Below are 26,267 nucleotides of genomic sequence, written 5' to 3'. Positions count from 1 at the left end.
GTTCTTTAAAAATTTGGGTATGTGATAGAAAGATAGACTGAACGTTACTTTCACTGGTAACGGATCAGGCTAAGGTAAAATTTGTGAGTGATTACAGATTTTCGGCGAATGTCGTCTTCACAGTATAACCAGATTGCTTGGGGTTATATGGTCAAGTGAAGAAGCGCATACGGTGGATGCCTTGGCAGTCAGAGGCGATGAAAGACGTGGTAGCCTGCGAAAAGCTTCGGGGAGTCGGCAAACAGACTTTGATCCGGAGATGTCTGAATGGGGGAACCCAGCCATCATAAGATGGTTATCTTGTACTGAATACATAGGTGCAAGAGGCGAACCAGGGGAACTGAAACATCTAAGTACCCTGAGGAAAAGAAATCAACCGAGATTCCCTTAGTAGTGGCGAGCGAACGGGGACTAGCCCTTAAGTGGCTTTGAGATTAGCGGAACGCTCTGGAAAGTGCGGCCATAGTGGGTGATAGCCCTGTACGCGAAAATCTCTTAGTCATGAAATCGAGTAGGACGGAGCACGAGAAACTTTGTCTGAATATGGGGGGACCATCCTCCAAGGCTAAATACTACTGACTGACCGATAGTGAACTAGTACCGTGAGGGAAAGGCGAAAAGAACCCCGGAGAGGGGAGTGAAATAGATCCTGAAACCGTATGCGTACAAGCAGTGGGAGCCCACTTTGTTGGGTGACTGCGTACCTTTTGTATAATGGGTCAGCGACTTATTTTCAGTGGCGAGCTTAACCGAATAGGGGAGGCGTAGCGAAAGCGAGTCTTAATAGGGCGTCTAGTCGCTGGGAATAGACCCGAAACCGGGCGATCTATCCATGGGCAGGTTGAAGGTTGGGTAACACTAACTGGAGGACCGAACCGACTACCGTTGAAAAGTTAGCGGATGACCTGTGGATCGGAGTGAAAGGCTAATCAAGCTCGGAGATAGCTGGTTCTCCTCGAAAGCTATTTAGGTAGCGCCTCATGTATCACTGTAGGGGGTAGAGCACTGTTTCGGCTAGGGGGTCATCCCGACTTACCAAACCGATGCAAACTCCGAATACCTACAAGTGCCGAGCATGGGAGACACACGGCGGGTGCTAACGTCCGTCGTGAAAAGGGAAACAACCCAGACCGTCAGCTAAGGTCCCAAAGTTATGGTTAAGTGGGAAACGATGTGGGAAGGCTTAGACAGCTAGGAGGTTGGCTTAGAAGCAGCCACCCTTTAAAGAAAGCGTAATAGCTCACTAGTCGAGTCGGCCTGCGCGGAAGATGTAACGGGGCTCAAACCATACACCGAAGCTACGGGTATCACGTAAGTGATGCGGTAGAGGAGCGTTCTGTAAGCCTGTGAAGGTGAGTTGAGAAGCTTGCTGGAGGTATCAGAAGTGCGAATGCTGACATGAGTAACGACAATGGGTGTGAAAAACACCCACGCCGAAAGACCAAGGTTTCCTGCGCAACGTTAATCGACGCAGGGTTAGTCGGTCCCTAAGGCGAGGCTGAAAAGCGTAGTCGATGGAAAACAGGTTAATATTCCTGTACTTCTGGTTATTGCGATGGAGGGACGGAGAAGGCTAGGCCAGCTTGGCGTTGGTTGTCCAAGTTTAAGGTGGTAGGCTGGAATCTTAGGTAAATCCGGGATTCTAAGGCCGAGAGCTGATGACGAGCTAACTTTTAGTTAGCGAAGTGGTTGATGCCATGCTTCCAAGAAAAGCTTCTAAGCTTCAGGTAACCAGGAACCGTACCCCAAACCGACACAGGTGGTTGGGTAGAGAATACCAAGGCGCTTGAGAGAACTCGGGTGAAGGAACTAGGCAAAATGGCACCGTAACTTCGGGAGAAGGTGCGCCGGTGAGGGTGAAGGACTTGCTCCGTAAGCTCATGCCGGTCGAAGATACCAGGCCGCTGCGACTGTTTATTAAAAACACAGCACTCTGCAAACACGAAAGTGGACGTATAGGGTGTGACGCCTGCCCGGTGCCGGAAGGTTAATTGATGGGGTTAGCTAACGCGAAGCTCTTGATCGAAGCCCCGGTAAACGGCGGCCGTAACTATAACGGTCCTAAGGTAGCGAAATTCCTTGTCGGGTAAGTTCCGACCTGCACGAATGGCGTAACGATGGCGGCGCTGTCTCCACCCGAGACTCAGTGAAATTGAAATCGCTGTGAAGATGCAGTGTATCCGCGGCTAGACGGAAAGACCCCGTGAACCTTTACTATAGCTTTGCACTGGACTTTGAATTTGCTTGTGTAGGATAGGTGGGAGGCTTTGAAGCGTGGACGCCAGTCTGCGTGGAGCCAACCTTGAAATACCACCCTGGCAACTTTGAGGTTCTAACTCAGGTCCGTTATCCGGATCGAGGACAGTGTATGGTGGGTAGTTTGACTGGGGCGGTCTCCTCCTAAAGAGTAACGGAGGAGTACGAAGGTGCGCTCAGACCGGTCGGAAATCGGTCGTAGAGTATAAAGGCAAAAGCGCGCTTGACTGCGAGACAGACACGTCGAGCAGGTACGAAAGTAGGTCTTAGTGATCCGGTGGTTCTGTATGGAAGGGCCATCGCTCAACGGATAAAAGGTACTCCGGGGATAACAGGCTGATACCGCCCAAGAGTTCATATCGACGGCGGTGTTTGGCACCTCGATGTCGGCTCATCACATCCTGGGGCTGAAGCCGGTCCCAAGGGTATGGCTGTTCGCCATTTAAAGTGGTACGCGAGCTGGGTTTAGAACGTCGTGAGACAGTTCGGTCCCTATCTGCCGTGGACGTTTGAGATTTGAGAGGGGCTGCTCCTAGTACGAGAGGACCGGAGTGGACGAACCTCTGGTGTTCCGGTTGTCACGCCAGTGGCATTGCCGGGTAGCTATGTTCGGAATAGATAACCGCTGAAAGCATCTAAGCGGGAAACTAGCCTCAAGATGAGATCTCACTGGAACCTTGAGTTCCCTGAAGGGCCGTCGAAGACTACGACGTTGATAGGTTGGGTGTGTAAGCGCTGTGAGGCGTTGAGCTAACCAATACTAATTGCCCGTGAGGCTTGACCATATAACACCCAAGCAATTTGACTACTCGAAAGAGCATCAGATTGCGGTGTGTGAAGACGAAACGAACCGAAAGTTTGTAACTCACAAAACACCGACTGCTGTCACATACCCAATTTGCTGAAGCGAGGCCATCTGGTCACGAGTCAGTACCCGAATTTCTTGACGACCATAGAGCATTGGAACCACCTGATCCCATCCCGAACTCAGTAGTGAAACGATGCATCGCCGATGGTAGTGTGGGGTTTCCCCATGTGAGAGTAGGTCATCGTCAAGATTAAATTCCGAAACCCCATTTGCGAAAGCAGATGGGGTTTTGTTTTGGGCGCTCGAAAAGCCAGACGAAATTCTCCAGCGAGTGACCGACAAATTTGCACAGTTATTTCTGAACCAGACCACTAGAATAGGCACCTAACCTTTTTAGAGTCAGAGCCCTATCTATGCCCGATCCGGTTGATGCCCTCGGGGTGTCGGATTTACCACTGGACGATCTGGTGGCATGCCATGAGTGCGACTTGCTGATGCGCAAACCCGTACTTGCCCTCGGTGAAAAAGCCCAATGCCCGCGTTGCGGTTACGAGCTGTACGCTCACCGCCACAACGTCATTGAGCGAAGCCTCGCCTTGGTGCTCGCTGCGTTGCTGTTGTACATCCCTGCGAACTTTCTACCCATCATGCAGCTCAATCTACTCGGGCAATCCTCAGAGGACACGGTATGGAGCGGTGTAGTCGGCCTGTTCGACACCGGTATGCAAGGTGTAGCCGCCGTGGTGTTCATGTGCAGCATGGGCATTCCCTTACTCAAGTTGCTCTGCCAATTGGCCGTGCTGCTCAGTATTCGTTGGAAGATCGGCCGCAGCTATGGGCTGTTGTTGTACCGCATCTATCACCATATGAAGGATTGGGGAATGTTGGAGGTCTATCTGATGGGCGTCCTGGTGGCGATCGTCAAGCTAGCCGACATGGCCTCCATCACGATCGGTCTTGGTCTGGTCTGCTTCGTCAGCTTATTAATGGTTCAGGTTCTGCTTGAGGTGGTGATGTCGCCGCACCAGATCTGGCAAGCGCTGTCAGGGGGCGATGATCATGCGGGCGATTGATGCAGGCATTCTGATTTGTACCGAGTGCCACGAGTTGAACAGGCAAGAAGAGGATTGCGATGAGCAAACCTGCACGCGTTGCGGTGCACTGATCCATGCTCGTCGTCCCAACAGCCTTGCACGTACCTGGGCCTTGCTGATCACTGCGGCGATTTTGTATATACCCGCTAACTTATTACCGATCATGACGATCAACACGCTGGGCCAAGGCTCTCCCAGTACGATCATGGCTGGCGTAATCGAATTGGTGCAGCATGGGATGTATCCCATCGCCGCCGTGGTATTTATCGCCAGTATCCTGGTGCCCACATTCAAGCTGGTGGGCATTGGTCTGCTACTGTTCTCGGTGCAGCGTCACCAACCGCTCTCCGCGCAACAACGTATTGTGATGTACCGTTTTATCGAATTCATTGGGCGCTGGTCCATGTTGGATATCTTCGTGATCGCCATCCTGGTGGCGGTCGTTAACTTTGGACGACTTGCCAGTATCGAGGCCAACCTCGGCGCTGCGGCGTTCGCCAGTGTGGTGATCTTGACGATGCTTGCCGCTGTAACTTTTGATCCCCGACTGATTTGGGACAACACGGAGTCGGACGACGACCATGAGTGATCTACCTAAAGCTAAAACCCGCCCAGCCTCCAACTGGTCGGCCATTTGGGTATTGCCCCTGATTGCCCTGATCATTGGCGGCTGGCTGGGATGGCGCGCCTATTCCCAACAAGGTATTGAGATCCAGGTGCGCTTCGAAAGCGGCGAAGGAATCCAGGTCAATAAGACCGAAGTGGTCTACAAAGGCATGCCCGTGGGCAAGGTCAAGGCGCTGGCCCTGGACGATGAAGGGAACAATCGCGGCGTGATCGCCACCATCGAGATGAACAAGGACGTCGATCAATATCTTAAGACCAACACGCGCTTCTGGCTGGTCAAGCCCAGTGTCAGCCTCGCGGGTATCACCGGCCTGGAAACACTGGTATCGGGTAACTACATCGCCGCCAGCCCTGGCGATGGAGAGCCCACACGCAAGTTCAAGGCGCTCTCCGAGGAGCCTCCGCTGTCTGACGCCAAGCCCGGTCTGCACCTGACCATCAAGGCTGACCGTCTTGGTTCGTTGAATCGTGGCAGCCCGGTGTTCTACAAGCAGATCCAGGTCGGCCAGGTCAAAAGCTACCTGCTGTCCGAGGACCAGAGCACCGTTGAGATCAAGGTCTACATCGAGCCGACCTATGCCAGCCTGGTGCGCAAACACACGCGTTTCTGGAACGCCAGTGGTATCAGCATCGACGCCAATCTCTCTGGTGTGAAGGTGCGCAGCGAGTCGCTTTCCAGCATTGTCGCCGGCGGTATCGCCTTCGCTACGCCGGAAAACCGCAAGGACAGCCCGCCGACCGACCCAAGCCTGCCCTTCCGCCTATACGAAGACTTCGACGCCGCAGCCGCTGGTATCAGGGTCAAGGTCAAGCTCACCGACTTCGAAGGTCTGCAAGCCGGGCGCACGCCGGTGATGTACAAAGGCATTCAGGTCGGTAGCCTGAAAACCTTGAAGATCGACCCCGACCTGTCCAGCGCCAACGCCGAGCTGACCCTCGACCCGCTGGCCGAAGATTACCTGGTGCAGGACACCCAATTCTGGGTGGTCAAGCCGTCCATCTCCCTGGCCGGCATCACCGGGCTGGAAGCTTTGGTGAAAGGTAACTACATCGCCGTCCGTCCTGGCGACAAGGGCAGTGCCCCGCAGCGTGAATACGTTGCCCGCGCCAAAGCGCCACCATTGGACCTGCGTTCCCCCGGCCTGCATCTGGTGCTGTTCACCGACAACCTGGGCTCCCTGGATGTCGGCAGCCCGATTCTCTACAAGCAAGTCAAAGTCGGTTCGGTGCAGAGCTACCAGTTCTCGCGCAAGAACAAGCAACTGGTGATCGGTGTTCACATCGAAAAGGAGTACGAAAACCTGGTCAACGGTTCGACGCGTTTCTGGAATGCCAGCGGCGTCACCCTGACCGGTGGACTTACCGGCGGCATCCAGGTCAAGAGTGAATCCCTGGCCAGCTTGATGGCTGGCGGTATTGCCTTCGAAACTCCGGAACCGAACGTACCCCTGAAAAAACGCATCCCACGCTTCCGCCTGTTCGCTGATCGCGAGGCCGCCAATCAACACGGCACCCTCGTAACCATCAAGGTCGACCGCGCCGACGGCATGCGTCCCGGCACGCCCGTACGCTTCAAAGGCCTGGATGTGGGTAAGATCGAAAGCGTCGACCTCAGTGCCGACATGCAGTCGGTATTGCTCAGCGCCCGTATCACCCAAGTGGCTGACCGGATTGCGCGCGTCGGTACTCAGTTCTGGGTGGTCAAGCCTGAACTGGGCCTGATGAAAACCTCCAACCTGGAAACCCTGGTCACCGGCCAGTACATCGAAGTACAGCCAGCCGCGAAAAACGCCGGCCCGCAAAAGAGTTTCGTCGCGTTGGACCAGCCGCCTGAAGCCGTTCACCAGGAGGCGGGCCTGAGCCTCACCCTCAGCGCCGCGCGCCGCGGCTCGTTGAAGGAAGGCGTACCGGTCACCTACCGCGAAGTTACCGTCGGCAAGGTCACCGGGTACGAGTTGGGCCAGACCGCCGATCGCGTCCTGGTCCACATCCTGATCGAGCCCAAGTACGCACCCTTGGTGCGCAGCGGCAGTCGCTTCTGGAACACGAGTGGTTTTGGCCTCGACTTTGGTCTGTTCAAGGGCGCGACTGTACGCACGGAGTCCCTGGAAACCCTGGTTGCCGGCGGCATCGCGTTCGCCACCCCAGACGGTGAGCGCATGGGCAATGCTGCACGGCCGCAGCAAACGTTCCCGCTGTTCGACAAGTTTGAGGATGAATGGCTGACCTGGGCGCCCAAGATTCCACTAGGCAAATAGACCGAGGCGCGGCTATCGGGCCCCCTCCCACATTCGATGTATGAGTGCATGCAAAATGTGGGAGGGCGCTTGCTCCCGATAGGGCCTTCAAAGACACCGCAAAACCCCAGCCCAAAAAAAGGCCGCGATCCATAAGATCGCGGCCTTTTTGCATTTCAGCGCAACACGTCAGACCTCATCCAGCTCCGGCTCATCCGCCTGCACATTCATCGTTGCCTTCACCACATCGTGACGACGGATGTACTTCCAGTCCGCCTCATCGATGTAGATCCCGTTCGGTCCGCTGCCGCCTTCCAGGTCGATCGCCACCTGCGCCGATACCTGCGGCTTCACACTCGCCAGAATCGGCACGAAGCCCAGTTGCAGGCTGGTTTCCAGCAGTGCCGCCTGGTTCTTCTCGTCGATGTCTGCCGCTTCGTCGAGGTAGTACGGCAAACGCACGCGACCGGCTTGGTCGCGGTCCATCAAGTGCAGCAACAAGTACATGTTGGTCAGCGCCTTGATGGTCATGGTCGTACCGTTGGACGCCGCGCCATCGATGTCGGTGTGAATCACCGGCTGGCCATGCACCTTGGTGATCTCGAATGCCAACTCGAACAGGTCCTTGAGGCCCAACTGGTTATGGTTGGCCGCTACCAGACGAGCCAGGTACTCCTTGGCCTCTTCGTTCTTGTTGTCCTGTTCTGCGCTCTGGCTGAGGTCGAATACCGACAAGGTTTCGCCTTCTTCATACTGACCGGCACTGTGGATGATCTGGTCGATATGCTTGAGGGCTTCCTTGTTTGGCGCCAGTACGATGCGAAAGCTCTGCAGGTTGGACACCTGGCGTTTGTTGATCTCGCGGTTGAACAACGCCAACTGGTGTTCCAGGCTGTCGTAGTCACTACGGATATTGCGCAAGGTACGCGCGATATCGGTGACCGCCGCACGGCGAGCCTTGCCCAGCGTCAGCGCCTCGTCGGTACGATGCGCATAGGCGTTGATCAGCAGTTGCAGGCGACGCTCAACGTCATCCTCGCTGTCGAACTTGGCCACGCCCTTGAGGCGTACCTGAGCGTACAGCGCCTCGATCTGGCCATCGGCGCGCAGCAAGCCTTGCCAGCTGTCCTGGTAGTCGTTGAGCAGCGGCAGCAGGTTGTCCATGGAATCGTCGACCGGGTCCATGAATGGCGTGCCGAACGGCAGGTCCGCCGGCAGTAGCTGGCGACGGCGCAAGGCGTCATCCAGCGTCCGTTGCTTGGCTTCCATATCACCGATCTGGCGGCCGACCAGTTGCAGCTTGGCCGACAATTGCTGGACGCGTTCGGTAAAGGCATCGCTGGAGCGCTTCAACTCATCCTGGGCCGCTTCCATCTGCGCCAGGTTTTCCAGCTTCTCGCCTTCTTCGGCGCTCAAGGTTTGCGCGCGGCGGAAATCTTCCAAGGCTTTTTGCGCGTCCAGCACTTGCTGATACAGCGCTTCAGTCTGGGTCTTGCTGGCAGCACGGTCAGAGGCGACCGCTTGCTGGGTTTTCAGCTGTTTGAGTTCTTTTTCCAGGCGCTCTTTCTGATCACGCAAGGCCGCACGGTCCGCCAGGGCCTGCAACGCAGGCGGCTCGATGTGCGAAATGTCGATAGACAACCCCGGCACTTCAAAACGCTCGCCCTTGAAGCCATCCAGGATCTGCTCCAGGGATTTGACCCACTGGCCGTCCTCATCCAGCGTGATGCCATGCTCGCCCAACGGCAGGCTGAACAACGAGCTGTTGAATAGACGCATCAGGCGCTCGACATCCTGCTGCGAGAATTCTTCGCGCAGCTTGGCGTAGCTGTTGTTGTCCGCGTGATCGAGCTGCTGCCTGACCGACTTCAAGCGTTTTTCCAGATCGCGCAGGCGCTCATCCAGATCCTCGGCGCTGAACTGCCGCGACTGCGCCAAAGCGCCCGCCAGCTCATCGTGGGCATCCTTGGCCGCCAGCAATTGTTGCTCCAGCACCTTCACGTCATCGACCAGCGCAAAGCGATGTTTGAGCACCGACAATTCGCCCAGCCAACGCTGGATACCGCTGATCTCGCGCTCCAGGCGCATCAGCTCCTGGGTACCGCCGCGCTGGTCGTTCTGCAGCGCGTCCTGCTCGTTACGGTAGTGCTCGGCCTGGATGGTCAGCTCTTCCTTGCGGGCACTGGCGTAGTCCGACCAGGTCCCCAGCAGCGAATCCAGCAGCGGCGACAGGCGATGCAGTTTGCCGCGCAGGATGTCGCGCTGCTTCACGCCATTGGCCAGCGCTTCTACCAACGGTCCGGCGGCGACCAGAGAGTTGTAGTCCTGTTCCATGCGTCGCACATCGCGGAAGGCTTCTTCACACGCGGCGATGTAGTCCACGCTGCCGGAGCGCAGGCTGTGTTCGAACGCATCCAGGAACAATTGCTTGAGCTTGGCCGCCGTGATTTCGCGCATGTGCAGCAAGTTGATGAACAGCGCGCGGAAGGTCTTCAGGCTCTGCTCACTGGTGGAGCGCAGCGGAATCAGCGTCAGGTCCAGCGGGATCGACGTGTGGCCGCCCACCAGCAAGCGGCGTAGCTCATCGGGCTTGAGTTCGTAGGCTTTCAGGCCCTCGCGCTCAAGGTTGGTGAACAGCTCTTTCTGACGCAGGCAAGTGTCGTTCTTCTGGTAGTGGGCCAGGTCGAGCTTGCCCGCGTAGGCGAAAAACTGATGACCGAAACCGCCGCCCGGGCCGCGCCCGACCACGCCGATCACATGCGGGCCGTGGGGCAGGGAAACTTCCACCAGGATGTAGCTGGTGTCGGTGGCAAAGTAGAAGCGCCGTGATTGTTCCAGGGTGTACTTGCCGAAACTCATGTCCGACATGCGCGCCAGGATCGGGAACTGCAAGGCGTTGATCGACGCCGATTTACCCAGGTTGTTGGCGCCATACACTGACAACGGTTCTTCCAGCGGGAACAAGCCCAGGCTGTAACCGGCCGTGTTCAATAGGGCGAAGCGGCGGATGCCGTAGCGTTCCTTGCTCATGCATCGGTCTCCTGTTCTTCGGCAATGGCGCGGGCCAGGGCGTCTTCTTCGCTTTCTTCTGCAAAGTCGCTCAAGTCGAGCGGGTCATCGGTCTTCAGCAGTTTTTCATCGCTGTCTTCGTCGATGATCACAGGCGCCGGCAACGGCAACACGCTGTGCACGCTGGCAGCCAGGTCGCGGTCCTGCTGCACCGACAGGCACACGTCGAGGAAGCGGTGCATCGGCGGCAGAAAGCGATAGATGCCGTTGTCTTCGCTGGCAAAACCCAGTTGGGTCATGCGGCGCATGATTTTCTCTTCGAGTTCTTCCTGGGTCTGCACTTCGGCCTGGATAAACAGGTCGCGGTACTTTTCCAGCAGGGACGGCAGTTCATCACGGCCCAGGCTGCCACCGTCGAGCACGGCGATCGGGTCACGGCCCTGGTCGGCCAGGTGCTCGACGATGATGAAGGTGAAGAGTGCCAGGCGCTGGGCGGTCTTGTTCACTTGCGCAGCGGCCACGGCGGTGTCCGGCACGAAGTAATAGAAACCACGGGTATCGCAGACCAGCTCGAAGCCCAGGGCCTTGAACAACGTGCGGTATTGGTCCTGGAAGTTCGACAGTTGCGCGTACAGCTCCGGGTCGCGGCGGCTGACGTGGTAACCCTTGAACAGCTCGCGAAAAATCGGCGCCAACTGGGACAGTTCGGATAAATCAAGATGCATGAGGTGTACTCGCAGAGTGCTCGGCGGCGTCAGGCGTGGCCGGGAGCAGGGCGAATGAGCGCAGGCTGACCTGGTGCTCGTGTGTGTGGTAGTCGCGGCGTTCCAGGCGTTCGCGCTTGAAGCGTTTTTCCCGCGAGAGACGCGAGAACCAGTACAGCAATTCGTCGGTGGCGCCGTCCGGTTCCTGCTCCAGCAGCCAGGTCATCAGGTCTGGCATCGGCAACGCGTCTTCGCAACGCTCAAGCATTTCCTTGACCGTACGCGGCGCGCGCTGGGCTTCGCCCTTGTGGGATTTGTGCGCCTTGGGAAAGCGCGCCGGCTTCGGCTCGAAATTGGCCAGCGCATACACATAGGCTTCGACCTGGCTGGCGCTGCCGAGGAAGGTGCTTTGCGGCCGGGTAAACATCGGCATCGCCGCTTGCGGCACCGCGTCCAGGCCTTTACGGCGGATGGCCGACAGGGCCAGCGCCGCGCCCCGGGTCACGGCGTTGTGCCGGCGCGCTTCTTCACGCAGCGGCAACAACAGCTCGCGCGCATGGCGCAAGGTCAACTGGGCGCTGGTCTGCATTTCGAGGATGCGCGCATGGGTGCGCAGCAGCATGTCGTCGTCCACCAGGTGGCCGAGGCGCTGTTGCTCGGTGAGCAGGCGCAGCAGCACGTTTTCCACCTTGCGCACGCCTTGCTCGAAGGCGCCGTCGGCGTTCACCAGTTGAATCATCGGTTCGACGTATTCGTCCCAGGTCGCCAGGACTTCGGCGTAGCGCTGGCGCAACGGGATCTGGCGGTCGCTGGTCTTGGCGCGGTCGGCCACGGCGGCGAGAGCCTGCTCGTCGTTGGCGAGTTTTTTCAGTACGTCGCGCACGCGCATATCCAACAGGCGCAGTTGGCGCGCCAGGTCGTGGCCGTCGCGGATATCAAAGGCGTCCTGGATATAGCCGGCCAGGCGTTCGAGGTGGCGCAGGTAGGCTTCGATCTCCAGGCACAGGCCAAGCCGGTGCTCCTTGCGCAGGTACGCCAGAAAATCGTGGATCTGCGCGTTGAGCTCGAAACGGTTCGGGCTTTTGGCGACGGGTACCAGGATATCCAGGCGGATCCACACGTCCAGCAGGCTGGTGATGTCCTGGGGCGTGCTGTCCAGTTGTTGGGCGGCCAGTTGCGCGCGCAGCTCGCCGAGGCTCAGGGTGCCTTGGTCGAAGTGTTCGCACAGTGGCTCAAGTAAGGCCCAGTGTTCGGCGAGGGCGCGCAGGACGCGCTTGGGTTCGATCATGGGAATGGCCGGCTGGTTGGCGATTAAAAGTCGCGATTGTACTGCATCAGGCGCGGGATTTATCCACAGCCGGTCAGTGCGCAGTGGGCGATTGTTACCGAACAGCGGTAGAATCCCCGCTCTTTACTTATCCACAAGTGGCCGAGCTGTGCTTATCGAGTCCCGACGTCGCGCCTACTTGACCGCCATGCAGGTGGTCAACTGGCTACCCCGCACCGAACTGCCGTTTGCCGCGCCGTCGCGGCCCGAGCTGTTGCAGGCGCTTGAGCCCTATGAGGCGTTCGCGGTCTCGGGCGAGGAGGCGGCGGCGCCGGTGGCGCTGGTCAAGCCGGAGCCGCAGGTGCGTCCGTCGGTTGAACGGGCCAGGGTCGAGGTGCCGCGTCCGGCGCCGATGGCCAAGCCGGCGATCGCCGAAGTGGCGGCCCCGGTGGCCAAGGCGCCGGTGGTACCGCCGCCGCGTTTTGCCCTGCAATTGCTGCGGGCCGGGCGTTGCCTGCTGTTGGTGGAGCTGCCCACCGGCGAGCGCTTCCAGACCCGCGACCCCGCCTACATGCTGCTCAAAGACATGCTGCGCGCCGCCGGCCTGCCCGACAGCCCGCAAATCGTCGGTGACCCGGTGCGCTGGCCGCTGCTGGCGCGCGGCACCATGGACCAGGGCCCCGAAGCGGCGCGGGATTTTGTACAAGGCTTTGTTTCGGCGCGCCTGGAAGACGAACCCTGTGTGTGCCTGTGGCTGATCGGCCTGCCCGCCGTGCGCTTTGCCGGCGAAGCCAATGCCGAAGCCTGGTACCGCGAACTGCAGGTAGAAGGCCTGGGTTCGGTGTGGGCCCTGCCGGGCCTGGAATTATTAATGGAAGAGCCACAGCGTAAGGCTGATGTCTGGCAAGCCATGCGCCGGCTGATGGCGCGCTGGAAAACAACCGATGAGTGAGGCTTTATCCTTCCGCCCGATGACCGAGGCCGACCTCGACGCCGTGCTGAAAATCGAATACGCCGCGTTCAGCCATCCGTGGACACGCGGCATCTTCCTGGACGGCTTGGGCAAATACCAGATCTGGCTGATGTTCGAAGGTGAGCAGCAGGTGGGTCATGGCGTGGTGCAGATCATCCTCGATGAAGCGCATTTGCTGAATATCACCGTCAAGCCGGAAAACCAGGGCCGTGGCCTGGGCCTGGCGTTGCTGGAACACTTGATGTCCCGCGCCTACGCGGCGAACGCCCGGGAGTGCTTCCTGGAAGTGCGTGACAGCAATACCGGCGCGTTTCGCCTCTACGAGCGTTACGGTTTCAACGAGGTCGGCCGTCGGCGCGATTACTACCCCGCCGTGGGTGGGCGTGAAGACGCCGTCGTGATGGCTTGCACCCTGGTCGATTAAGCACACGAACCCTGTGAAAGGGGGCTTGCTCCCGCTATCGGGAGCAAGCCCCCTTTCACACATTTCAATCAGCGCTTGGCGTTGAGCGGGTCCAGATCGGCCAGCTCGGCCTCGTCCAATCCGTTTCCACCGCCGATGTCATCTTCACCGACAACGCTCAAGTCGTAGTCGGCGGCGCCGGCTTCACCTTCCTCGCGCGCATCCCGCGCACCGTCTTCCTGGATCAGCGTTTCCGGGCTCATGTCGTCATCAGTCGACTCATGATCATCCACCGAGGCCCCGGTCAGCCCGGCTTCGCGCACCCGTTCGTCGGGCATTAACAGGTCGCGTTCGCGGCCTGGCAGTTCGTCGCCGATCTCTGCTGTCTGGTCTTGTTCGTCAAAATCCAGCTCGCGCACTTCACCCATGCGGTCTTCGTTGTCATCAATCGGTTCGGGTTGCGTAGCGCCGTAGGGACGTCGTGATTCAGTCATGGCCAATCCTCATACTGTGGGGCTTATAGTGTGTGGACAGGCACAGCTACCCAAAGATTCAAGCTAATTGGCGCTCGGCGTGACCCGGACGAAGGCTCGTCAGTCACACACCTGCGCATCATTCCTGAGGCTTTCCCTGATGAACGAATTACAAGACCTGCTTGATAACAACGAACGCTGGGCGGATGCGATCAAACAGGAAGATCCCGAATTCTTCGCCAAGCTCGCCCGCCAGCAAACCCCGGAATACCTGTGGATCGGTTGTTCCGATGCCCGTGTGCCGGCCAACGAGATCGTCGGCATGCTGCCCGGTGATCTGTTTGTGCACCGCAACGTGGCCAACGTGGTACTGCATACCGACCTCAACTGCCTGTCGGTGATCCAGTACGCGGTCGATGTACTCAAGGTCAAACACATCCTCGTCACCGGCCACTACGGCTGCGGCGGCGTGCGTGCCTCGATGCAGGACCGCCAGTTCGGCCTGATCGACGGCTGGCTGCGTACCATCCGCGACCTCTACTACGAAAACCGCGACGTGCTGGCCCAACTGCCAACCGAAGAAGAGCGCGTAGACCGCATGTGCGAGCTGAACGTGATTCAGCAAGTGGCCAACGTCGGTCATACCAGCATTGTGCAAAACGCCTGGCACCGTGGGCAGAGCCTGTCGATCCATGGATGCATCTACGGGATCAAGGACGGTCGCTGGAAAAGCTTGAACACCACGATCAGTGGCTTCGAGCAGCTGCCGCCGCAATACCGCCTGCGCCCCTTGGGCGAAGCCTAAGGGCGTTTGCGCATCCGCCACTGGGCCATGAATGCCTGCCCTTCGGCGTTCAATGGTTCCTGGCTGCCGGTGATCCAGCCCCGGCAGTTCAGCTCGCCGCAATCGCAAGCGAACTGCCGGAACAGCACGTCCTCGGTGCTGGCGTAGTCCAGGGTCAGCGGGGCGCGGGCGGCGATAGGCTGCAGGGTCCAGAGCTCCAGGTACGTGGTGTCGAAAAACACATTCGGGTTGCACGAATGCTGTAACAGGCCGCAGAACCAACAATCGTACAAGTGGATGCGCGGCGATAGCTGCAACGTGTGCAGGCGGCGTTCGCCCACGACATAGCCGGAGACGTTGGCGATGCGTATGCGCCCGTCCAGGGCTCGGCGAGCCCGGACTCCGCCGCCTTGGTCAGCGACGCTTGGCACGACACTGAATTGCGCGCTCGAGGGGTAGCCTTGTTCAATAAGCAGCGTCTTGAAGGGGTAAAGACAGTCACCCACAGCCGTTTTAACCTTATCCATGGCTTGAGTTTTCATAACTCTCCTTGGTGAGGCTGCATCGACCTGCGGGTGATAGCTGAGTTCCAGTCTTGCAGCGGATAGGCGCGTGTTAAGGCTGGCTGAAGTTGGATTCGATTTCTACTGTCAAATATGACAGTAGAAACCGATCATTTTTTTGGCAGCTTAGAGCGCTGGCGCTGTGATTGCGGGGGTTGGAGCGGCGTTCTTGAGCTGTTTCAACTGGTTTTTGATGGTTGGCGTAGCGCATTTGGCATTCGCCTGCTCCGGGCTCAGGTCGCGTACCGAGGTGTAGAACAACTCGCAGGTCTGCTCTTTGCGCGTGACTTGCCAGGTGTTCATGCAGGCCTTGAGCAGTACATTCGGGTCGCTCGCCGGCTTCTGACCCATTCCTGCCTGCCAGCAAGCCGCGCTTAAATCCTGGCCCATCACCTTCAAACCAGCCTCGTCGGCCTTTTGCTCGTTGCCGTCATAGGTTGCGGGGTCGGCCGCATACCAGATATAGCTGGGATGGTTGGCGCCCAATACCGAAACGCTTTTGCCGTCCTCGGGGCTGATCTGCGCCAGGCCCAGCACGCCCACGGTTTGCCCGTATTGTTGCTTGACCCAGTTGCGCACCGGCGCGCCGAACGCGACCATCGGCAACGAGCCGGTGGGCCCCAGGCTCAGTTCCTTGACCATGCGCGTCTGGTAGTCGGTGAAATAGCTGTAGAGGCCCTCCAGGTCTTTGCCCGCATTGGAGGGCGCAGCGATAGGGGCGATATCGATGATCGTCTGGTAGGCCGGGGTTTCGGTGGCAGGCACGCCGTTGGTGGTGAGCAAGTCAGCCCAGCGGTCGGTGGTTTTGGACTCCAGGTAGTCCTGGGCCTGGGTCAGCGAGTAGTCCGGCGGAAAGTGCAGCAATTCGATGCTTTTGCGATTTTCCAGGGCCATGCCCAGCGGCAGGAACAGGTACCAGTTATAGGCCCACTTGCCGTCGCTGTTGAGCTTGCTGGCGCCCTGGTAGGCGAGGTCGGCCGTATCGAGCAGCTTCGTCAGGGGCTGGCCATAACTGTCGGGCACGCCGCTGAAGGTGGCCTTTACCTGCCCGTCATGGACCTTGACGCTGACTTTGGCTCGGCTGTAGCCGTCGCGCTGCACACTCTGGTTCAGATAGTGCTCGGCGGTCTGCTCCAGCGTCCAGGGCCGATAGCAGATCACGTTGCAGTTATTGGGGTAAGCGAACAACTGGGTGACGCGTTGCGTGCTGCCCAGTGGTACGTCGATGTCCGCCTGTACGACCGCACTGCCTATCAGTGCGGCCACGGCTAGGCAGAGCCTGGTCGGTTTGAACATAGTTGATTCCTTGTCAGCGAAAGCCCGTCTGCGCGGGTTGAAAGCCCACTTCCACACAGTAGCGGTTGACCAGGAAAACCGCGTGCTAAATCGTCGGGCATGTCGCTATTGGATAAGCGTCCTACACGCTGAACTGCAAAGCGTTGCTCAAATCGCCCATGGGTTTCTGCCCGCGTGCAACCATGGCGTCATCGCGCTGCTTGAGGCCATCCAGGGTCTCCAGCCCGAATACTCGGGTGATCAAACGCAGGATAGACGCCGTGTCGTACACCGTATGGTCCACCAGGCCTTTGCGCGCGAACGGCGACACCACCAGCGCCGGAACCCGTGTGCCAGGCCCCCAGCGGTCGCCCTTGGGCGGCGCCACGTGGTCCCACCAGCCGCCGTTTTCGTCGACCGTCACCACCACCACCATGTTTTTCCACTGCGGGCTTTCCTGCAGTACTTTCAGGGCGCGCGCGATATGGCGGTCGCCCGAGGCTATGTCGGCGTAACCGGCGTGCATGTTCAAGTTGCCCTGGGGCTTGTAGAAGGTCACGGCCGGCAGCTTGCCCGCCTGGGCATCGGCGAAGAACCTGTTGGTGCTGGACTCATCGCCCAGGCCGCCGTCGCGCAAGCGCTTGTCACGCTCGGCGCGATTGTGCGGGCCCTGTTGCTTGAAGTAATTGAACGGCTGGTGGTGATACTGGAAATTCGGGATTTTCGGGATGCCGCCCGAGTCCTTGAACTGATCCAGCGTCGCCTGCCAGGCGCCGGCGTACCACGCCCAGTCCACATTCTTTTTCGACAGTTTGTCGCCGATGTGCTCGTGGGTTTGCGGTACCAGTACGTTGGGCAGGTCGGGCTTGGCAAAATCCGGATTGTCCGGGTCGCGAATCCAGGTCGGCCAGTAGGGCGGGGCCAGGGTGTTCACGGCGTAACCGTCCGGGGTCAGCGCACTGGGGCCGAACTGCGGTGGGCCGGTCATGGCGCTGGCCGGGGATTTGTCCAGAGGCTTGAGGCGCGTATCGGTCGGGTCATCGCTTTGCAGCGTAGCGATCTGGGCCTTGGCCACCGATTGCGCGGCATTCGGGTACACCGGCGCGGTGGCGCTGATCAGGTATTGATGGTTCAGGAACGAGCCGCCGAACGCCCCCTGGAAGAAGTTATCGCAGAGCACAAACTCCTTGGCCACGTCCCACAGGCGCAGGGCATAACGGCTCTGGGCATAATTGCCCATCACCAGGGCGCCGGAATCGGCCCAGGCGACGAAACCGTCGTTCTTGCCGCCGTTGATCTGCATCTGGTTCTGGTAGAACACGTGCCACAGGTCGCGGGTGACCAGGCTCAAGGGCAGGTCTTCGCCATTTGGACCTTTGAGGGCGTAGGGCGCGTTGGGCAGGTTTTCCTGGAATTGTACTTCGCTGGGGTACGTGACCCCGTCCACCGTTTGCGGGCCCACCTGCAGTACGCCGCCCCAGGACGGGGGCAGGGTGGACAAGACGCTGCCATTGCGGTCGCGTTGCTGGTAATCGTTGGCCTTAAGGGCCGACAGTGGTTTCTCAACGCCTGGGAAGTCAGCAAATAAATTATTGAAACTGCGGTTCTCGGCATAGATCACCACCACGGTTTTCACCTGGTCGTGCAGGGCTTTATCCAGTTCTTGTGAGGTCAGCGGCCGCGCCACCGGTTTGCCCGGTGTTTCGCTGGTATTGCCGCAGGCACTCAAGGTCGCGCCAACCCCCAGCACCGCCGCGCCTCCGAGGAAGCGTCGACGGCTGGTGTCTACCGCCGGTTGGATGGCGGAATCGGAGGAAGGGCGGTCTTCGTGCTCATCACTCATTGCGGAGAGTCCTTGGCGAGTTGTTGCAAGATATTTCGCAGGACGGTAGCAATGCAATGTGACGGAACGGAGACAGACGATTACAGCAACCGCAGTGCCAGTTGGCTGCCGGCCCGCAAGTACTCGACCTGCGCGGTGAGGGCATCCTTGACGATGGCTTCGCCAGTGTCGGTCAGCTGGTTTTTCTTTGCGTCGATGACGCTGGTCTGTAGTAGCTGCATCGCAACGTCGATGGCTTTTTGAAAGGCCGTGACATTGTTGTGCAGGCCAAACTCTTTGATAACGGCAGACATGCGGCGGTCTGCATCGTCTCGCAGGGTTCTGTATTCAACGAACGACACGTTATCGTCCTGGTAAATAGCGCTGAGCAATTCTTCAAGCGTCTTGGATAACGGGGTCATCGGATTTCCTTGGTGTTGTGTGAGGAATCATCCGCGTCAGGTTAATCACAGGCGTTGAGGAAAAAAGTCAGGGGTTGCCATCGTGTTGAGTGGGACAAACCTGTGCGTTCAACTCGAAAAGTAGTTTTGCAGGCGTCGATTGTATAAAAGCATCGGTGTATTTTTCGAAGATCAATGCAAAGTCTCACCTATACCAAGGCGGTAGCAAGGATGCGATGGGCTGCCTGTGTCTACAGGCAGCCAGCGCTGCTAGACTGGCTCGATGATGGATAGCACCGAGGTGAACTGTGAAACCTTCAACAGGTGCGTTGTCCTTTGATCAAGGCATCACCGGCGGCAAATACTTCAACGTCGTCCCCAGCGCCCACAACAAAAACAGCACCAACGGCGTGTGCACCAACAACTGCACAAACGAAAACCCGATCAGATCCCGCGCTTTCAGCCCCAGTACGCCCAGCAGCGGCAGCATATAGAACGGGTTGATCAGGTTCGGCAGCGCTTCGGCGGCGTTGTAGATCTGCACCGCCCAACCCAGGTGGTATTGCAGTTCGTTGGCCACCTGCATCACGTAAGGCGCTTCGATGATCCACTTGCCGCCGCCCGAGGGGATAAAGAACCCCAGCACCGCCGAGTACACGCCCATCAGCAGCGCGTAAGTGTCGTGGGACGCGATGGACGTGAAAAAGGTCGAGATATGGTGCGCCAGGGTCTGGCCGTCGCCGCCCTTGACCACGGTCATCAGCGCGGCGATCGAGCCGTACAGCGGGAACTGGATCAGCACGCCAGTGGTGGTGGGCACCGCGCGGGCCACCGCATCGAGGAAGCTGCGCGGGCGCCAGTGCAGCAGCGCGCCGACCATGATGAACAGGAAGTTATAGGTGTTGAGCCCCGAAATGGCGCTGATCGCCGGCTTGGTCGAGAACTCATGGAACAGCCAACCGGCCGCCAGCAGCGCCAGCAAAATAGTCAGCAGCGGGCTGTGTTCCAACCATTCGCCGGGGCGGCTCGGTGCTTGCGGCTTGGGTAAGTTGAAGGCCGGGTCGACACCGCAGGCCTTGGCGTCACGCGCACTGTTCGGGCCGGGCGCGGTGGCGTAGGCGATGATCAGCGATACCACGATCAACGCCAGCAACAGCACGCCCGATTGCCACAGAAAAATGGTCTCGGTAAACGGGATCACCCCGGTGATCGACAAAATCGATGGCGGCAAGCTGCCCGGGTTGGCCTGCAATTGCGCGGCCGACGACGACAACCCCAGCGCCCATACCGCGCCGAGGCCCAGATAAGCTGCGGCACCGGCCGCGCGGTAGTCCATGCGTAAATCCGTGCGACGGGCCAGCGCCCGCACCAGCAGGCCACCGAACACCAGAGACAGGCCCCAGTTGAGCAGGGAGGCGAGCATGGAGATCAACGCCACCCACGCCACGGCGGAGCGGCCGTTTTTCGGGATGCGCGCCAGGCGGTCAATCAGCTTCACCGCCGGCGGCGAGCTGGCGACCACGTAACCGCCGATCACCACAAAGGCCATCTGCATGGTGAACGGGATCAGGCTCCAGAAACCATCGCCGAACGCCTTGGCGGCCTCGGTGGGCGCGGCGCCCATGCTCAGGGTCGCCACCGCGACAATGATCACCGCGAGAGCGGCGAACACCCAGGAGTCAGGGAACCAGCGTTCGGCGAAGTTGGAGCAACGCAGGGCAAATCGGGCATAGCGGCTTTCTTCGATAGCATCGGCCACGAGTCGTACCTCTTGTATTTATTATGGGGCGGCAGTTTTCGCGCATGTTCCTCCACGCCCATTGATATTGGAATGCAGTTATCTTCATCGATCCATGAGGAAAACAAATATATCTGCAGCGATTGCCATCCCCCGGCTCAGCTCATAACCTGCACGCCATTTTGTCTGTCTACCGAGCTTGCACATGACTGCCACCTTTGTCCCACAGGCGCAGCGTTTTTCCCGCTCCGACTACAAAACCCTGGGCCTGGCCGCTTTGGGCGGCGCCCTGGAAATCTACGATTTCATTATTTTTGTGTTTTTCGCGCTGACCCTCAGCCAACTGTTCTTCCCGCCAGAAATGCCCGAGTGGCTGCGCCTGCTGCAGAGCTTCGGCATTTTCGTCACCGGCTACCTGGCGCGCCCGCTGGGCGGCATCCTGATGGCGCACTTTGCCGATCACCTGGGACGCAAACGCGTATTCAGCCTGAGCATCCTGATGATGGCGCTGCCGTGCCTACTGATCGGGATCATGCCGACCTACGCGCAAATCGGTTATTTCGCACCGTTGATCCTGCTGGTGCTGCGCGTGCTGCAAGGCGCCGCGGTGGGCGGCGAAGTGCCCAGCGCCTGGACATTCGTGGCCGAGCACGCCCCGCGTCATCACCGAGGCTATGCCCTGGGTTTCCTGCAGGCCGGCCTGACTTTCGGCTATCTGCTTGGCGCCTTGACCGCGACGCTGCTGGCGCAAGTCTTCACCCCTGCCGAAATCCTCGACTACGCCTGGCGTTTCCCTTTCCTGCTCGGCGGTGTGTTCGGCGTGATCGGCGTATGGCTGCGCCGCTGGCTCAGCGAAACCCCGGTGTTCCTCGAAATGCAGGCGCGCCGCCAGGCGGCGGCTGAACTCCCGCTGCGCACCGTATTGCGCGACCACCGCGCTGTGCTGCTACCGGCGATGATCCTCACCTGCGTGCTTACCTCCGCAGTGGTCGTCCTCGTCGTCATCACCCCGACCATGATGCAAAAAACCTTCGGCATGAGCCCTGGCCACACCTTCGCCCTGAGCGCCCTGGGCATCGTGTTCCTGAATATCGGCTGCGTGCTCGCCGGCCTGCTGGTGGACCGCATCGGCGCCTGGCGCGCGGTGTTGGTGTACAGCCTGCTGCTGCCGCTGGGGATTTTTCTCCTGTATGCCAGCCTGATCAGCGGCGGAGTGTGGCTGGGCGCGGCTTACGCCGTAGCAGGCTTGAGTTGCGGCGTGGTGGGCGCGGTGCCCTCGGTGATGGTCGGTTTATTCCCCGCGCAGGTGCGGGTGTCGGGCATTTCCTTCACCTACAACATTGCCTACGCGCTGTGGGCCAGCACCACACCGCTGATGCTGATCGCGCTGATGCCCACCAGCCCATGGATTTGCGTAGGGTACTGCGTGGTGATGGGCGCGGTTGGGGTGGGCAGTGTGGCGTTGTTTGGCAAGCGCCACGCCTTGGCGGCCTAAGCGTACTCAGGTCAGGAAGTGCCAAAGCACCAACGTCCCCACCAGCCCGACCACCGACACGATGGTTTGCAACACCGACCACACCCAGATCGTCTGCTTTAACTGCAAGCCAAAGTATTCACGCACCATCCAGAACCCGGCGTCGTTGACGTGGCAGAAGAACACCGAGCCGGCGCCAATCGCCAGGGCCACCAGTGAGCTTTGCGTCGCCGCCAGACCGGCCATCATCGGCGCGAGGATACCGGCCGTGGTGGTGGTCGCGACGGTGGCCGAACCGGTGGCCTGGCGCAACGCCACGGCGATCAACCAGGCGAGTAACAAATAGGGCATGTGCGCACCTTCGGCGACCTTGCTGATGGTCTGGCTCACACCGGCGTCAAGCAGGGTTTGCTTGAGGCCGCCGCCGGCGCCGATAGTCAGCAACAGCACGGCGATGGGCGCAAGGGCTTTGCGCAGCGTGTTGCCGACGTCCGCGCGCGGCATGCCAGCGGCCCAGCCCAGGCAGACAACGGCGGCGATCACCGCCAGGCCGAGGGCGATCAGCGGTTCACCGAGGAACTTCAACGTCAGGCCGACGCTGCTTTGCGCCGGCAGCGCGACTTTGGCCAAGGTACTGCCGAGCATCAAGATCACCGGCAACAGAATGATCAGCAACGACACGCCGAAGCTCGGTTGGCGCGCGGCTTTAGGCGGGGCACTGAACAGCGCGCCGATGTCCGTCGGCTCATCCACGTGCAGGCGCCTGGACAACCAGTTGCCGTAGATCGGGCCCGCGAGAATCACCGCCGGCACCGCCAGGCAAAAGCCCAGCAACATGGTCAGGCCCAGGTCTGCGTGCAATGCGCCCACCGCAATCAGCGGCCCAGGGTGCGGCGGCATCAAGGCGTGCAGCGTGGTCATACCCGCCAGTGCCGGAATGGCGATTTTCAGCAGCGGCTGGTTCGAACGCTTGGCCATCACAAAGATGATCGGCACCATCATCACCAGGCCCACTTCGAAGAACAACGGCAAGCCGATCACCATTGCCACCAACGCCATTACCCACGGCAATGACTTGCCTTTGCCCAACCCCAGCAGGGTAGTGGCGATGCGATCCGCCGCGCCGGACTCGGCCATCAGCGCGCCGAGCATCGCGCCCAGGGCGATGATGATTCCGGCTTCACCCAGGATCGCTCCGGCGCCTTTGCTGAAAGCCTTGGCGACTTCTTCCGGCGGCAGGCCGGCGCCGACACCGGCGACAAAGGTGCCGATCAGAATCGACAGAAAAGGGGGCAGCTTGGTCGCGCTGATCAGCACGATGATGCTGGCGATGGCCAGCAGTACGCAGAGCATCAGGCGGGTGTCGTGAACCATCCACGCGGCAGTCGATAACTCCAAGACGGGACTCCTTATCGAACGAGGCTTGGGAAATTGTTTCTTTATGTTTCATGCCTGAAAAGCATACCTGATAGCAGCTGCTTCCAGTGCGCAGTACGGATGTGCCGTTTTGGTGCGGGCAGCGGTGCGCCCCAGAGGCCTGGGCCTACCGGCGAACGAATGTGGGCAAGGTACGCTGGAGTGCGGCGGTGAGTACGGCGACAGGATGTCAGCGCCCGAGCATTTTCACCCAGCGCGACGGCGGCATGCCGTAGGTGCTGCGAAATTGCCGGGTCATGTGGCTCTGGTCGGTGAAACCGGCGGTCATTGCCGCATCCACCAATGACTGACCCTGGGTCAACAGACTGCGCACCAGGTCCAGCCGGCGCATGGTCAGGTAGCGGTAGGGGCTGGTGCCGAACAGCACACGAAAATCCCGCGACAAGGCCCAACGGTCACGGCCGGCGTGGCCAGCCATTTCATCCAGGGTGATGCTGCGGCCCAGGGCGCTGTGGATAAATTCCCGAGCGCGTTCAGCTGCCAGGTAATCGAAGGTTTTGCGGCTGACAATGGCTCCCGAGGCATTGTCGAGGGCCTGGGCCAGGTCGAACAGGGCGTCCTGTTCCTGCAACGGGTCGATCGGGCAATCCAGGCTTTGCAGCAGCACTTCGCTGGCACGGAACAGCCTCGGGTCGGTGGTCAAGCCGCCAGGGATAAACGGCAGTGGCTTGCCGCCGAGGATCTGCTGGATCAACGCCGGTTCTACGTAAATCATCCGGTACATGAAACCCTCGTCGCTGCCTGCGCGGCCGTCGTGAATCTCATCGGGATGAATCACCATGGTCGTGCCCGGCAGGCTGTGGGTCATGCCGCCACGATAGTGAAAACTCTGCACGCCGAACAACGTACGCCCGATGGCGTAGGTGTCGTGGCGATGCGGGTCGAAGGCGAAGCCGGCAAAGTACGCCTCGATACGGTCCAGGCCGCTGGCGTGCGGGGCACGGTGCAGCCAGTCGAGAGTGTGGGTCAGGTTGCCCATGGTGACTTGTCATAAAAAAGAGGTGGAAACACGTTAACCCAGTCTGCGGGTCCTTGTCTGCCGGGGTCTTGTACGATTGTGCGGGCGTGGGGCGAGGCCTATGATCCTGGCTCGTGCATCGCGCTGATGGAGCTGAACGCCATGGATTTTCTCAACCCTGCTTACGTGGCCCCGCTGGTCTCGCTGGCCCTGCTATGGACCGTGGCGGTGGTCACGCCCGGCCCCAACTTCTTCAATACCGCGCAACTGGCCGCGAGCTGTTCGCGCCGTCATGGCGTGGTGGCGTCGGCGGGTGTAGCCACTGGCACGATCATGTGGGGGCTGGCGGGTGGGCTGGGGATCAAGTCGCTGTTTACCGCGGCGCCCATGTTGTACCTGGCGTTCAAGGTCATCGGCGGTTGTTACCTGATCTACCTGGGGCTGAAGCTGTTCAAGCGTTCCGCGCCAGCCATGGGCCAGCGCCTGTTGCCGGATGAGCCCAAGCGTTCGCTGTTCTCTGCCTGGCGTCTGGGTTTGCTGGGCAACCTGTCGAACCCCAAGGCAGCTCTGTTCGTCGCTACTATCTTCGCGTCCACCATGCCGCCGTCGCCCTCGCCGATGTTGCTCACGCTGGCGGTGATCACCATGGCCACCTTGTCGTTCAGTTGGTATTCCAGCGTGGCCCTGGTGTTTTCCAGCCAGCGCATGGCGAACCTTTACAGCCGTTCGCGCAAGTGGCTCGACCGCTTTGCCGGCGGCTGTTACATGCTGTTCGGCGCGCATCTGGTGGCGAATCGCTGACGGCCCGTGGTAAGAAGCCTTACGTTCAACAGTGAGGCTGGGTCATGAGCAAGGTGCGGGTAGGGATTATTTTTGGGGGCCGTTCGGCCGAACACGAAGTCTCGTTGCAATCGGCGCGCAATATCGTCGATGCGCTGGACCGTTCGCGCTTCGAGCCGGTGCTGATCGGTATCGACAAGGCCGGCCACTGGCACCTCAACGACACCTCGAACTTCCTGATCAACAGCGAAAACCCGGCGCTCATTGCCCTCAACCAATCCAACCGCGAACTGGCGGTGGTGCCCGGCAAGGCCAGCCAGCAAGTGGTGGAAACCGCGGGCCAGGGCGTGCTGGAACACATTGATGTGATCTTCCCCATCGTCCACGGCACCCTCGGCGAAGACGGCTGCCTGCAAGGCCTGCTGCGCATGGCGGACTTGCCTTTTGTCGGCTCCGACGTACTCGGCTCGGCCGTGTGCATGGACAAGGACGTCAGCAAACGCCTGCTGCGCGACGCCGGCATTGCCGTGACCCCGTTTATCACCCTGACCCGCCGCAACGCCGCGCGCACCTCTTTTGAGGCCGCCGTGAATAAGCTCGGCCTGCCGATGTTCGTCAAACCGGCCAATCAAGGCTCGTCGGTCGGTGTGAGCAAAATCGCCAGTGAGGCCGAGTACCATGCCGCGGTTGAACTGGCGTTGGGTTTCGACGAAAAAGTGCTGGTGGAATCAGCCGTCCGGGGCCGCGAAATCGAATGCGCGGTGCTGGGTAACGACAACCCCATCGCCAGCGGTTGCGGCGAGATCGTCGTGAGCAATGGCTTTTACTCCTACGACAGCAAATACATCGACGATCAGGCGGCGCGAGTGGTGGTGCCGGCGGCTATCAGCCACGCGGCCAACGAGCGGATTCGCAGCCTGGCCCTTGAGGCGTTCGGGGTGCTGGGGTGTGCAGGCCTGGCGCGGGTCGATGTGTTCCTCACCGATGACGGCGAAGTATTGATCAATGAAATCAACTCGCTGCCCGGTTTTACCCGTATCAGCATGTACCCCAAGCTATGGCAGGCGGCTGGGATGAGCTACAGCGAGTTGGTGAGCCGGTTGATCGAGCTGGCGCTGGAGCGGCATGCGGGGCGCAAGGGGTTGAAGATCAGTCGCTGATCTTAGAAAGAGGTCAGTAACGCC

Annotated in this window: 20 protein-coding genes and 2 rRNA genes; 11 read left to right on the top strand and 11 right to left on the bottom strand. The window is 59.8% G+C overall.

What is annotated here, in order from left to right:
* The first annotated feature begins 149 nt into the window (after positions 1-149).
* The 5 genes from AB4N98_RS09165 (at position 150) to AB4N98_RS09145 (ending at position 7,043) form a co-directional block, all read left to right on the top strand.
* A 23S ribosomal RNA gene (locus AB4N98_RS09165) occupies positions 150-3,041 on the top strand.
* Between the two features lie 157 nt (positions 3,042-3,198).
* Positions 3,199-3,314, top strand: a 5S ribosomal RNA gene (rrf, locus tag AB4N98_RS09160).
* A gap of 163 nt (positions 3,315-3,477) precedes the next feature.
* The gene (locus AB4N98_RS09155) at positions 3,478-4,137 is read left to right on the top strand and encodes a paraquat-inducible protein A (protein WP_017529964.1); all 660 of its coding nucleotides are present in this window, start codon (positions 3,478-3,480) and stop codon (positions 4,135-4,137) included.
* Positions 4,124-4,747: a paraquat-inducible protein A gene (locus AB4N98_RS09150; protein WP_017529963.1), complete on the top strand. Its 624-nt coding sequence runs from the start codon at positions 4,124-4,126 to the stop codon at positions 4,745-4,747. The genes AB4N98_RS09155 and AB4N98_RS09150 overlap by 14 nt, the downstream gene beginning before the upstream one ends.
* A complete protein-coding gene (locus AB4N98_RS09145; RefSeq protein ID WP_065877355.1) occupies positions 4,740-7,043 on the top strand; it encodes a PqiB family protein in 2,304 nt (767 codons plus the stop codon). The genes AB4N98_RS09150 and AB4N98_RS09145 overlap by 8 nt, the downstream gene beginning before the upstream one ends.
* A gap of 168 nt (positions 7,044-7,211) precedes the next feature.
* Here the strand turns inward: AB4N98_RS09145 and mksF are convergent, their stop codons facing one another.
* The 3 genes from mksF to mksB are packed head-to-tail and all read right to left on the bottom strand — an operon-like array spanning position 7,212 to position 12,023.
* Positions 7,212-10,052: an Mks condensin complex protein MksF gene (gene mksF, locus AB4N98_RS09140; RefSeq protein ID WP_017529961.1), complete on the bottom strand. Its 2,841-nt coding sequence runs from the start codon at positions 10,050-10,052 to the stop codon at positions 7,212-7,214.
* Entirely contained in the window at positions 10,049-10,756 is a 708-nt protein-coding gene (gene mksE / locus AB4N98_RS09135; protein WP_017529960.1) for an Mks condensin complex protein MksE, read from the bottom strand. The genes mksF and mksE overlap by 4 nt, the downstream gene beginning before the upstream one ends.
* Positions 10,746-12,023: an Mks condensin complex protein MksB gene (gene mksB, locus AB4N98_RS09130; RefSeq protein WP_017529959.1), complete on the bottom strand. Its 1,278-nt coding sequence runs from the start codon at positions 12,021-12,023 to the stop codon at positions 10,746-10,748. Before mksB ends, mksE begins: the two co-directional genes overlap by 11 nt.
* A 187-nt stretch (positions 12,024-12,210) precedes the next feature.
* On the opposite strand from mksB, the gene AB4N98_RS09125 reads away from it, so the two are divergent.
* Together AB4N98_RS09125 and rimI are read left to right on the top strand one after the other, a co-directional pair.
* Positions 12,211-12,954 carry an energy transducer TonB gene (locus AB4N98_RS09125; protein WP_065877353.1) on the top strand — a complete coding sequence of 248 codons (744 nt, stop codon included), beginning with the start codon at positions 12,211-12,213 and terminating at the stop codon, positions 12,952-12,954.
* The gene (gene rimI / locus AB4N98_RS09120; protein ID WP_017529957.1) at positions 12,947-13,399 is read left to right on the top strand and encodes a ribosomal protein S18-alanine N-acetyltransferase; all 453 of its coding nucleotides are present in this window, start codon (positions 12,947-12,949) and stop codon (positions 13,397-13,399) included. The genes AB4N98_RS09125 and rimI overlap by 8 nt, the downstream gene beginning before the upstream one ends.
* Before the next feature lie 68 nt (positions 13,400-13,467).
* Here the strand turns inward: rimI and AB4N98_RS09115 are convergent, their stop codons facing one another.
* Entirely contained in the window at positions 13,468-13,872 is a 405-nt protein-coding gene (locus AB4N98_RS09115; protein WP_017529956.1) for a hypothetical protein, read from the bottom strand.
* Positions 13,873-14,011: 139 nt separating this feature from the next.
* Between AB4N98_RS09115 and can the strand changes: the two genes are divergently transcribed.
* Positions 14,012-14,656 carry a carbonate dehydratase gene (gene can / locus AB4N98_RS09110; protein ID WP_003188288.1) on the top strand — a complete coding sequence of 215 codons (645 nt, stop codon included), beginning with the start codon at positions 14,012-14,014 and terminating at the stop codon, positions 14,654-14,656.
* On the opposite strand, the gene AB4N98_RS09105 is transcribed toward can, so the two are convergent.
* The 5 genes from AB4N98_RS09105 to AB4N98_RS09085 all read right to left on the bottom strand — a co-directional run bounded on the left by AB4N98_RS09105 (position 14,653) and on the right by AB4N98_RS09085 (position 20,455).
* Positions 14,653-15,177 (bottom strand): hypothetical protein, encoded by a 525-nt coding sequence (locus tag AB4N98_RS09105; RefSeq protein ID WP_017529955.1) that lies wholly within the window; start codon positions 15,175-15,177, stop codon positions 14,653-14,655. The genes can and AB4N98_RS09105 overlap by 4 nt on opposite strands.
* 147 nt (positions 15,178-15,324) lie before the next feature.
* Positions 15,325-16,494, bottom strand: a complete 1,170-nt coding sequence (locus AB4N98_RS09100) for a hypothetical protein (RefSeq protein ID WP_460149385.1) — start codon at positions 16,492-16,494, stop codon at positions 15,325-15,327.
* A 121-nt stretch (positions 16,495-16,615) separates the two neighbouring features.
* The gene (acpA, locus tag AB4N98_RS09095) at positions 16,616-18,316 is read right to left on the bottom strand and encodes an acid phosphatase (RefSeq protein ID WP_460149383.1); all 1,701 of its coding nucleotides are present in this window, start codon (positions 18,314-18,316) and stop codon (positions 16,616-16,618) included.
* An 80-nt stretch (positions 18,317-18,396) separates the two neighbouring features.
* Positions 18,397-18,717, bottom strand: a complete 321-nt coding sequence (locus AB4N98_RS09090; protein ID WP_017529952.1) for a hypothetical protein — start codon at positions 18,715-18,717, stop codon at positions 18,397-18,399.
* A 319-nt stretch (positions 18,718-19,036) separates the two neighbouring features.
* Entirely contained in the window at positions 19,037-20,455 is a 1,419-nt protein-coding gene (locus tag AB4N98_RS09085) for a short-chain fatty acid transporter (protein WP_065877350.1), read from the bottom strand.
* Positions 20,456-20,639: 184 nt separating this feature from the next.
* On the opposite strand from AB4N98_RS09085, the gene AB4N98_RS09080 reads away from it, so the two are divergent.
* The gene (locus AB4N98_RS09080; RefSeq protein WP_017529950.1) at positions 20,640-21,929 is read left to right on the top strand and encodes an MFS transporter; all 1,290 of its coding nucleotides are present in this window, start codon (positions 20,640-20,642) and stop codon (positions 21,927-21,929) included.
* Positions 21,930-21,935: 6 nt separating this feature from the next.
* Here the strand turns inward: AB4N98_RS09080 and AB4N98_RS09075 are convergent, their stop codons facing one another.
* On the bottom strand, positions 21,936-23,306 hold the full coding sequence (locus AB4N98_RS09075; RefSeq protein WP_017529949.1) for a GntT/GntP/DsdX family permease: 1,371 nt from the start codon (positions 23,304-23,306) through the stop codon (positions 21,936-21,938).
* 208 nt (positions 23,307-23,514) lie between these two features.
* Positions 23,515-24,324: an AraC family transcriptional regulator gene (locus tag AB4N98_RS09070; protein WP_135196356.1), complete on the bottom strand. Its 810-nt coding sequence runs from the start codon at positions 24,322-24,324 to the stop codon at positions 23,515-23,517.
* 141 nt (positions 24,325-24,465) lie between these two features.
* Between AB4N98_RS09070 and AB4N98_RS09065 the strand changes: the two genes are divergently transcribed.
* On the top strand, positions 24,466-25,104 hold the full coding sequence (locus tag AB4N98_RS09065) for a LysE family transporter (RefSeq protein WP_017529947.1): 639 nt from the start codon (positions 24,466-24,468) through the stop codon (positions 25,102-25,104).
* Between the two features lie 44 nt (positions 25,105-25,148).
* On the top strand, positions 25,149-26,243 hold the full coding sequence (ddlA, locus tag AB4N98_RS09060) for a D-alanine--D-alanine ligase (protein WP_135196357.1): 1,095 nt from the start codon (positions 25,149-25,151) through the stop codon (positions 26,241-26,243).
* Positions 26,244-26,267 lie beyond the last annotated feature (24 nt).

It is taken from the genome of Pseudomonas sp. S3_E10, from assembly GCF_054667615.1.
This window is presented reverse-complemented; position numbering and strand designations above follow the sequence as displayed.

What these genes read in the sequence shown, in the direction of transcription:
- AB4N98_RS09155 (WP_017529964.1), top strand. Translation starts at nt 3,478, where the DNA reads ATGCCCGATCCGGTTGATGCCCTCGGGGTGTCGGATTTACCACTGGAC.
- AB4N98_RS09150 (WP_017529963.1), top strand. Translation starts at nt 4,124, where the DNA reads ATGCGGGCGATTGATGCAGGCATTCTGATTTGTACCGAGTGCCACGAG.
- AB4N98_RS09145 (WP_065877355.1), top strand. Translation starts at nt 4,740, where the DNA reads ATGAGTGATCTACCTAAAGCTAAAACCCGCCCAGCCTCCAACTGGTCG.
- mksF (WP_017529961.1), bottom strand. Translation starts at nt 10,052, where the DNA reads ATGAGCAAGGAACGCTACGGCATCCGCCGCTTCGCCCTATTGAACACG.
- mksE (WP_017529960.1), bottom strand. Translation starts at nt 10,756, where the DNA reads ATGCATCTTGATTTATCCGAACTGTCCCAGTTGGCGCCGATTTTTCGC.
- mksB (WP_017529959.1), bottom strand. Translation starts at nt 12,023, where the DNA reads ATGATCGAACCCAAGCGCGTCCTGCGCGCCCTCGCCGAACACTGGGCC.
- AB4N98_RS09125 (WP_065877353.1), top strand. Translation starts at nt 12,211, where the DNA reads ATGCAGGTGGTCAACTGGCTACCCCGCACCGAACTGCCGTTTGCCGCG.
- rimI (WP_017529957.1), top strand. Translation starts at nt 12,947, where the DNA reads ATGAGTGAGGCTTTATCCTTCCGCCCGATGACCGAGGCCGACCTCGAC.
- AB4N98_RS09115 (WP_017529956.1), bottom strand. Translation starts at nt 13,872, where the DNA reads ATGACTGAATCACGACGTCCCTACGGCGCTACGCAACCCGAACCGATT.
- can (WP_003188288.1), top strand. Translation starts at nt 14,012, where the DNA reads ATGAACGAATTACAAGACCTGCTTGATAACAACGAACGCTGGGCGGAT.
- AB4N98_RS09105 (WP_017529955.1), bottom strand. Translation starts at nt 15,177, where the DNA reads ATGAAAACTCAAGCCATGGATAAGGTTAAAACGGCTGTGGGTGACTGT.
- AB4N98_RS09100 (WP_460149385.1), bottom strand. Translation starts at nt 16,494, where the DNA reads ATGTTCAAACCGACCAGGCTCTGCCTAGCCGTGGCCGCACTGATAGGC.
- acpA (WP_460149383.1), bottom strand. Translation starts at nt 18,316, where the DNA reads ATGAGTGATGAGCACGAAGACCGCCCTTCCTCCGATTCCGCCATCCAA.
- AB4N98_RS09090 (WP_017529952.1), bottom strand. Translation starts at nt 18,717, where the DNA reads ATGACCCCGTTATCCAAGACGCTTGAAGAATTGCTCAGCGCTATTTAC.
- AB4N98_RS09080 (WP_017529950.1), top strand. Translation starts at nt 20,640, where the DNA reads ATGACTGCCACCTTTGTCCCACAGGCGCAGCGTTTTTCCCGCTCCGAC.
- AB4N98_RS09070 (WP_135196356.1), bottom strand. Translation starts at nt 24,324, where the DNA reads ATGGGCAACCTGACCCACACTCTCGACTGGCTGCACCGTGCCCCGCAC.
- AB4N98_RS09065 (WP_017529947.1), top strand. Translation starts at nt 24,466, where the DNA reads ATGGATTTTCTCAACCCTGCTTACGTGGCCCCGCTGGTCTCGCTGGCC.
- ddlA (WP_135196357.1), top strand. Translation starts at nt 25,149, where the DNA reads ATGAGCAAGGTGCGGGTAGGGATTATTTTTGGGGGCCGTTCGGCCGAA.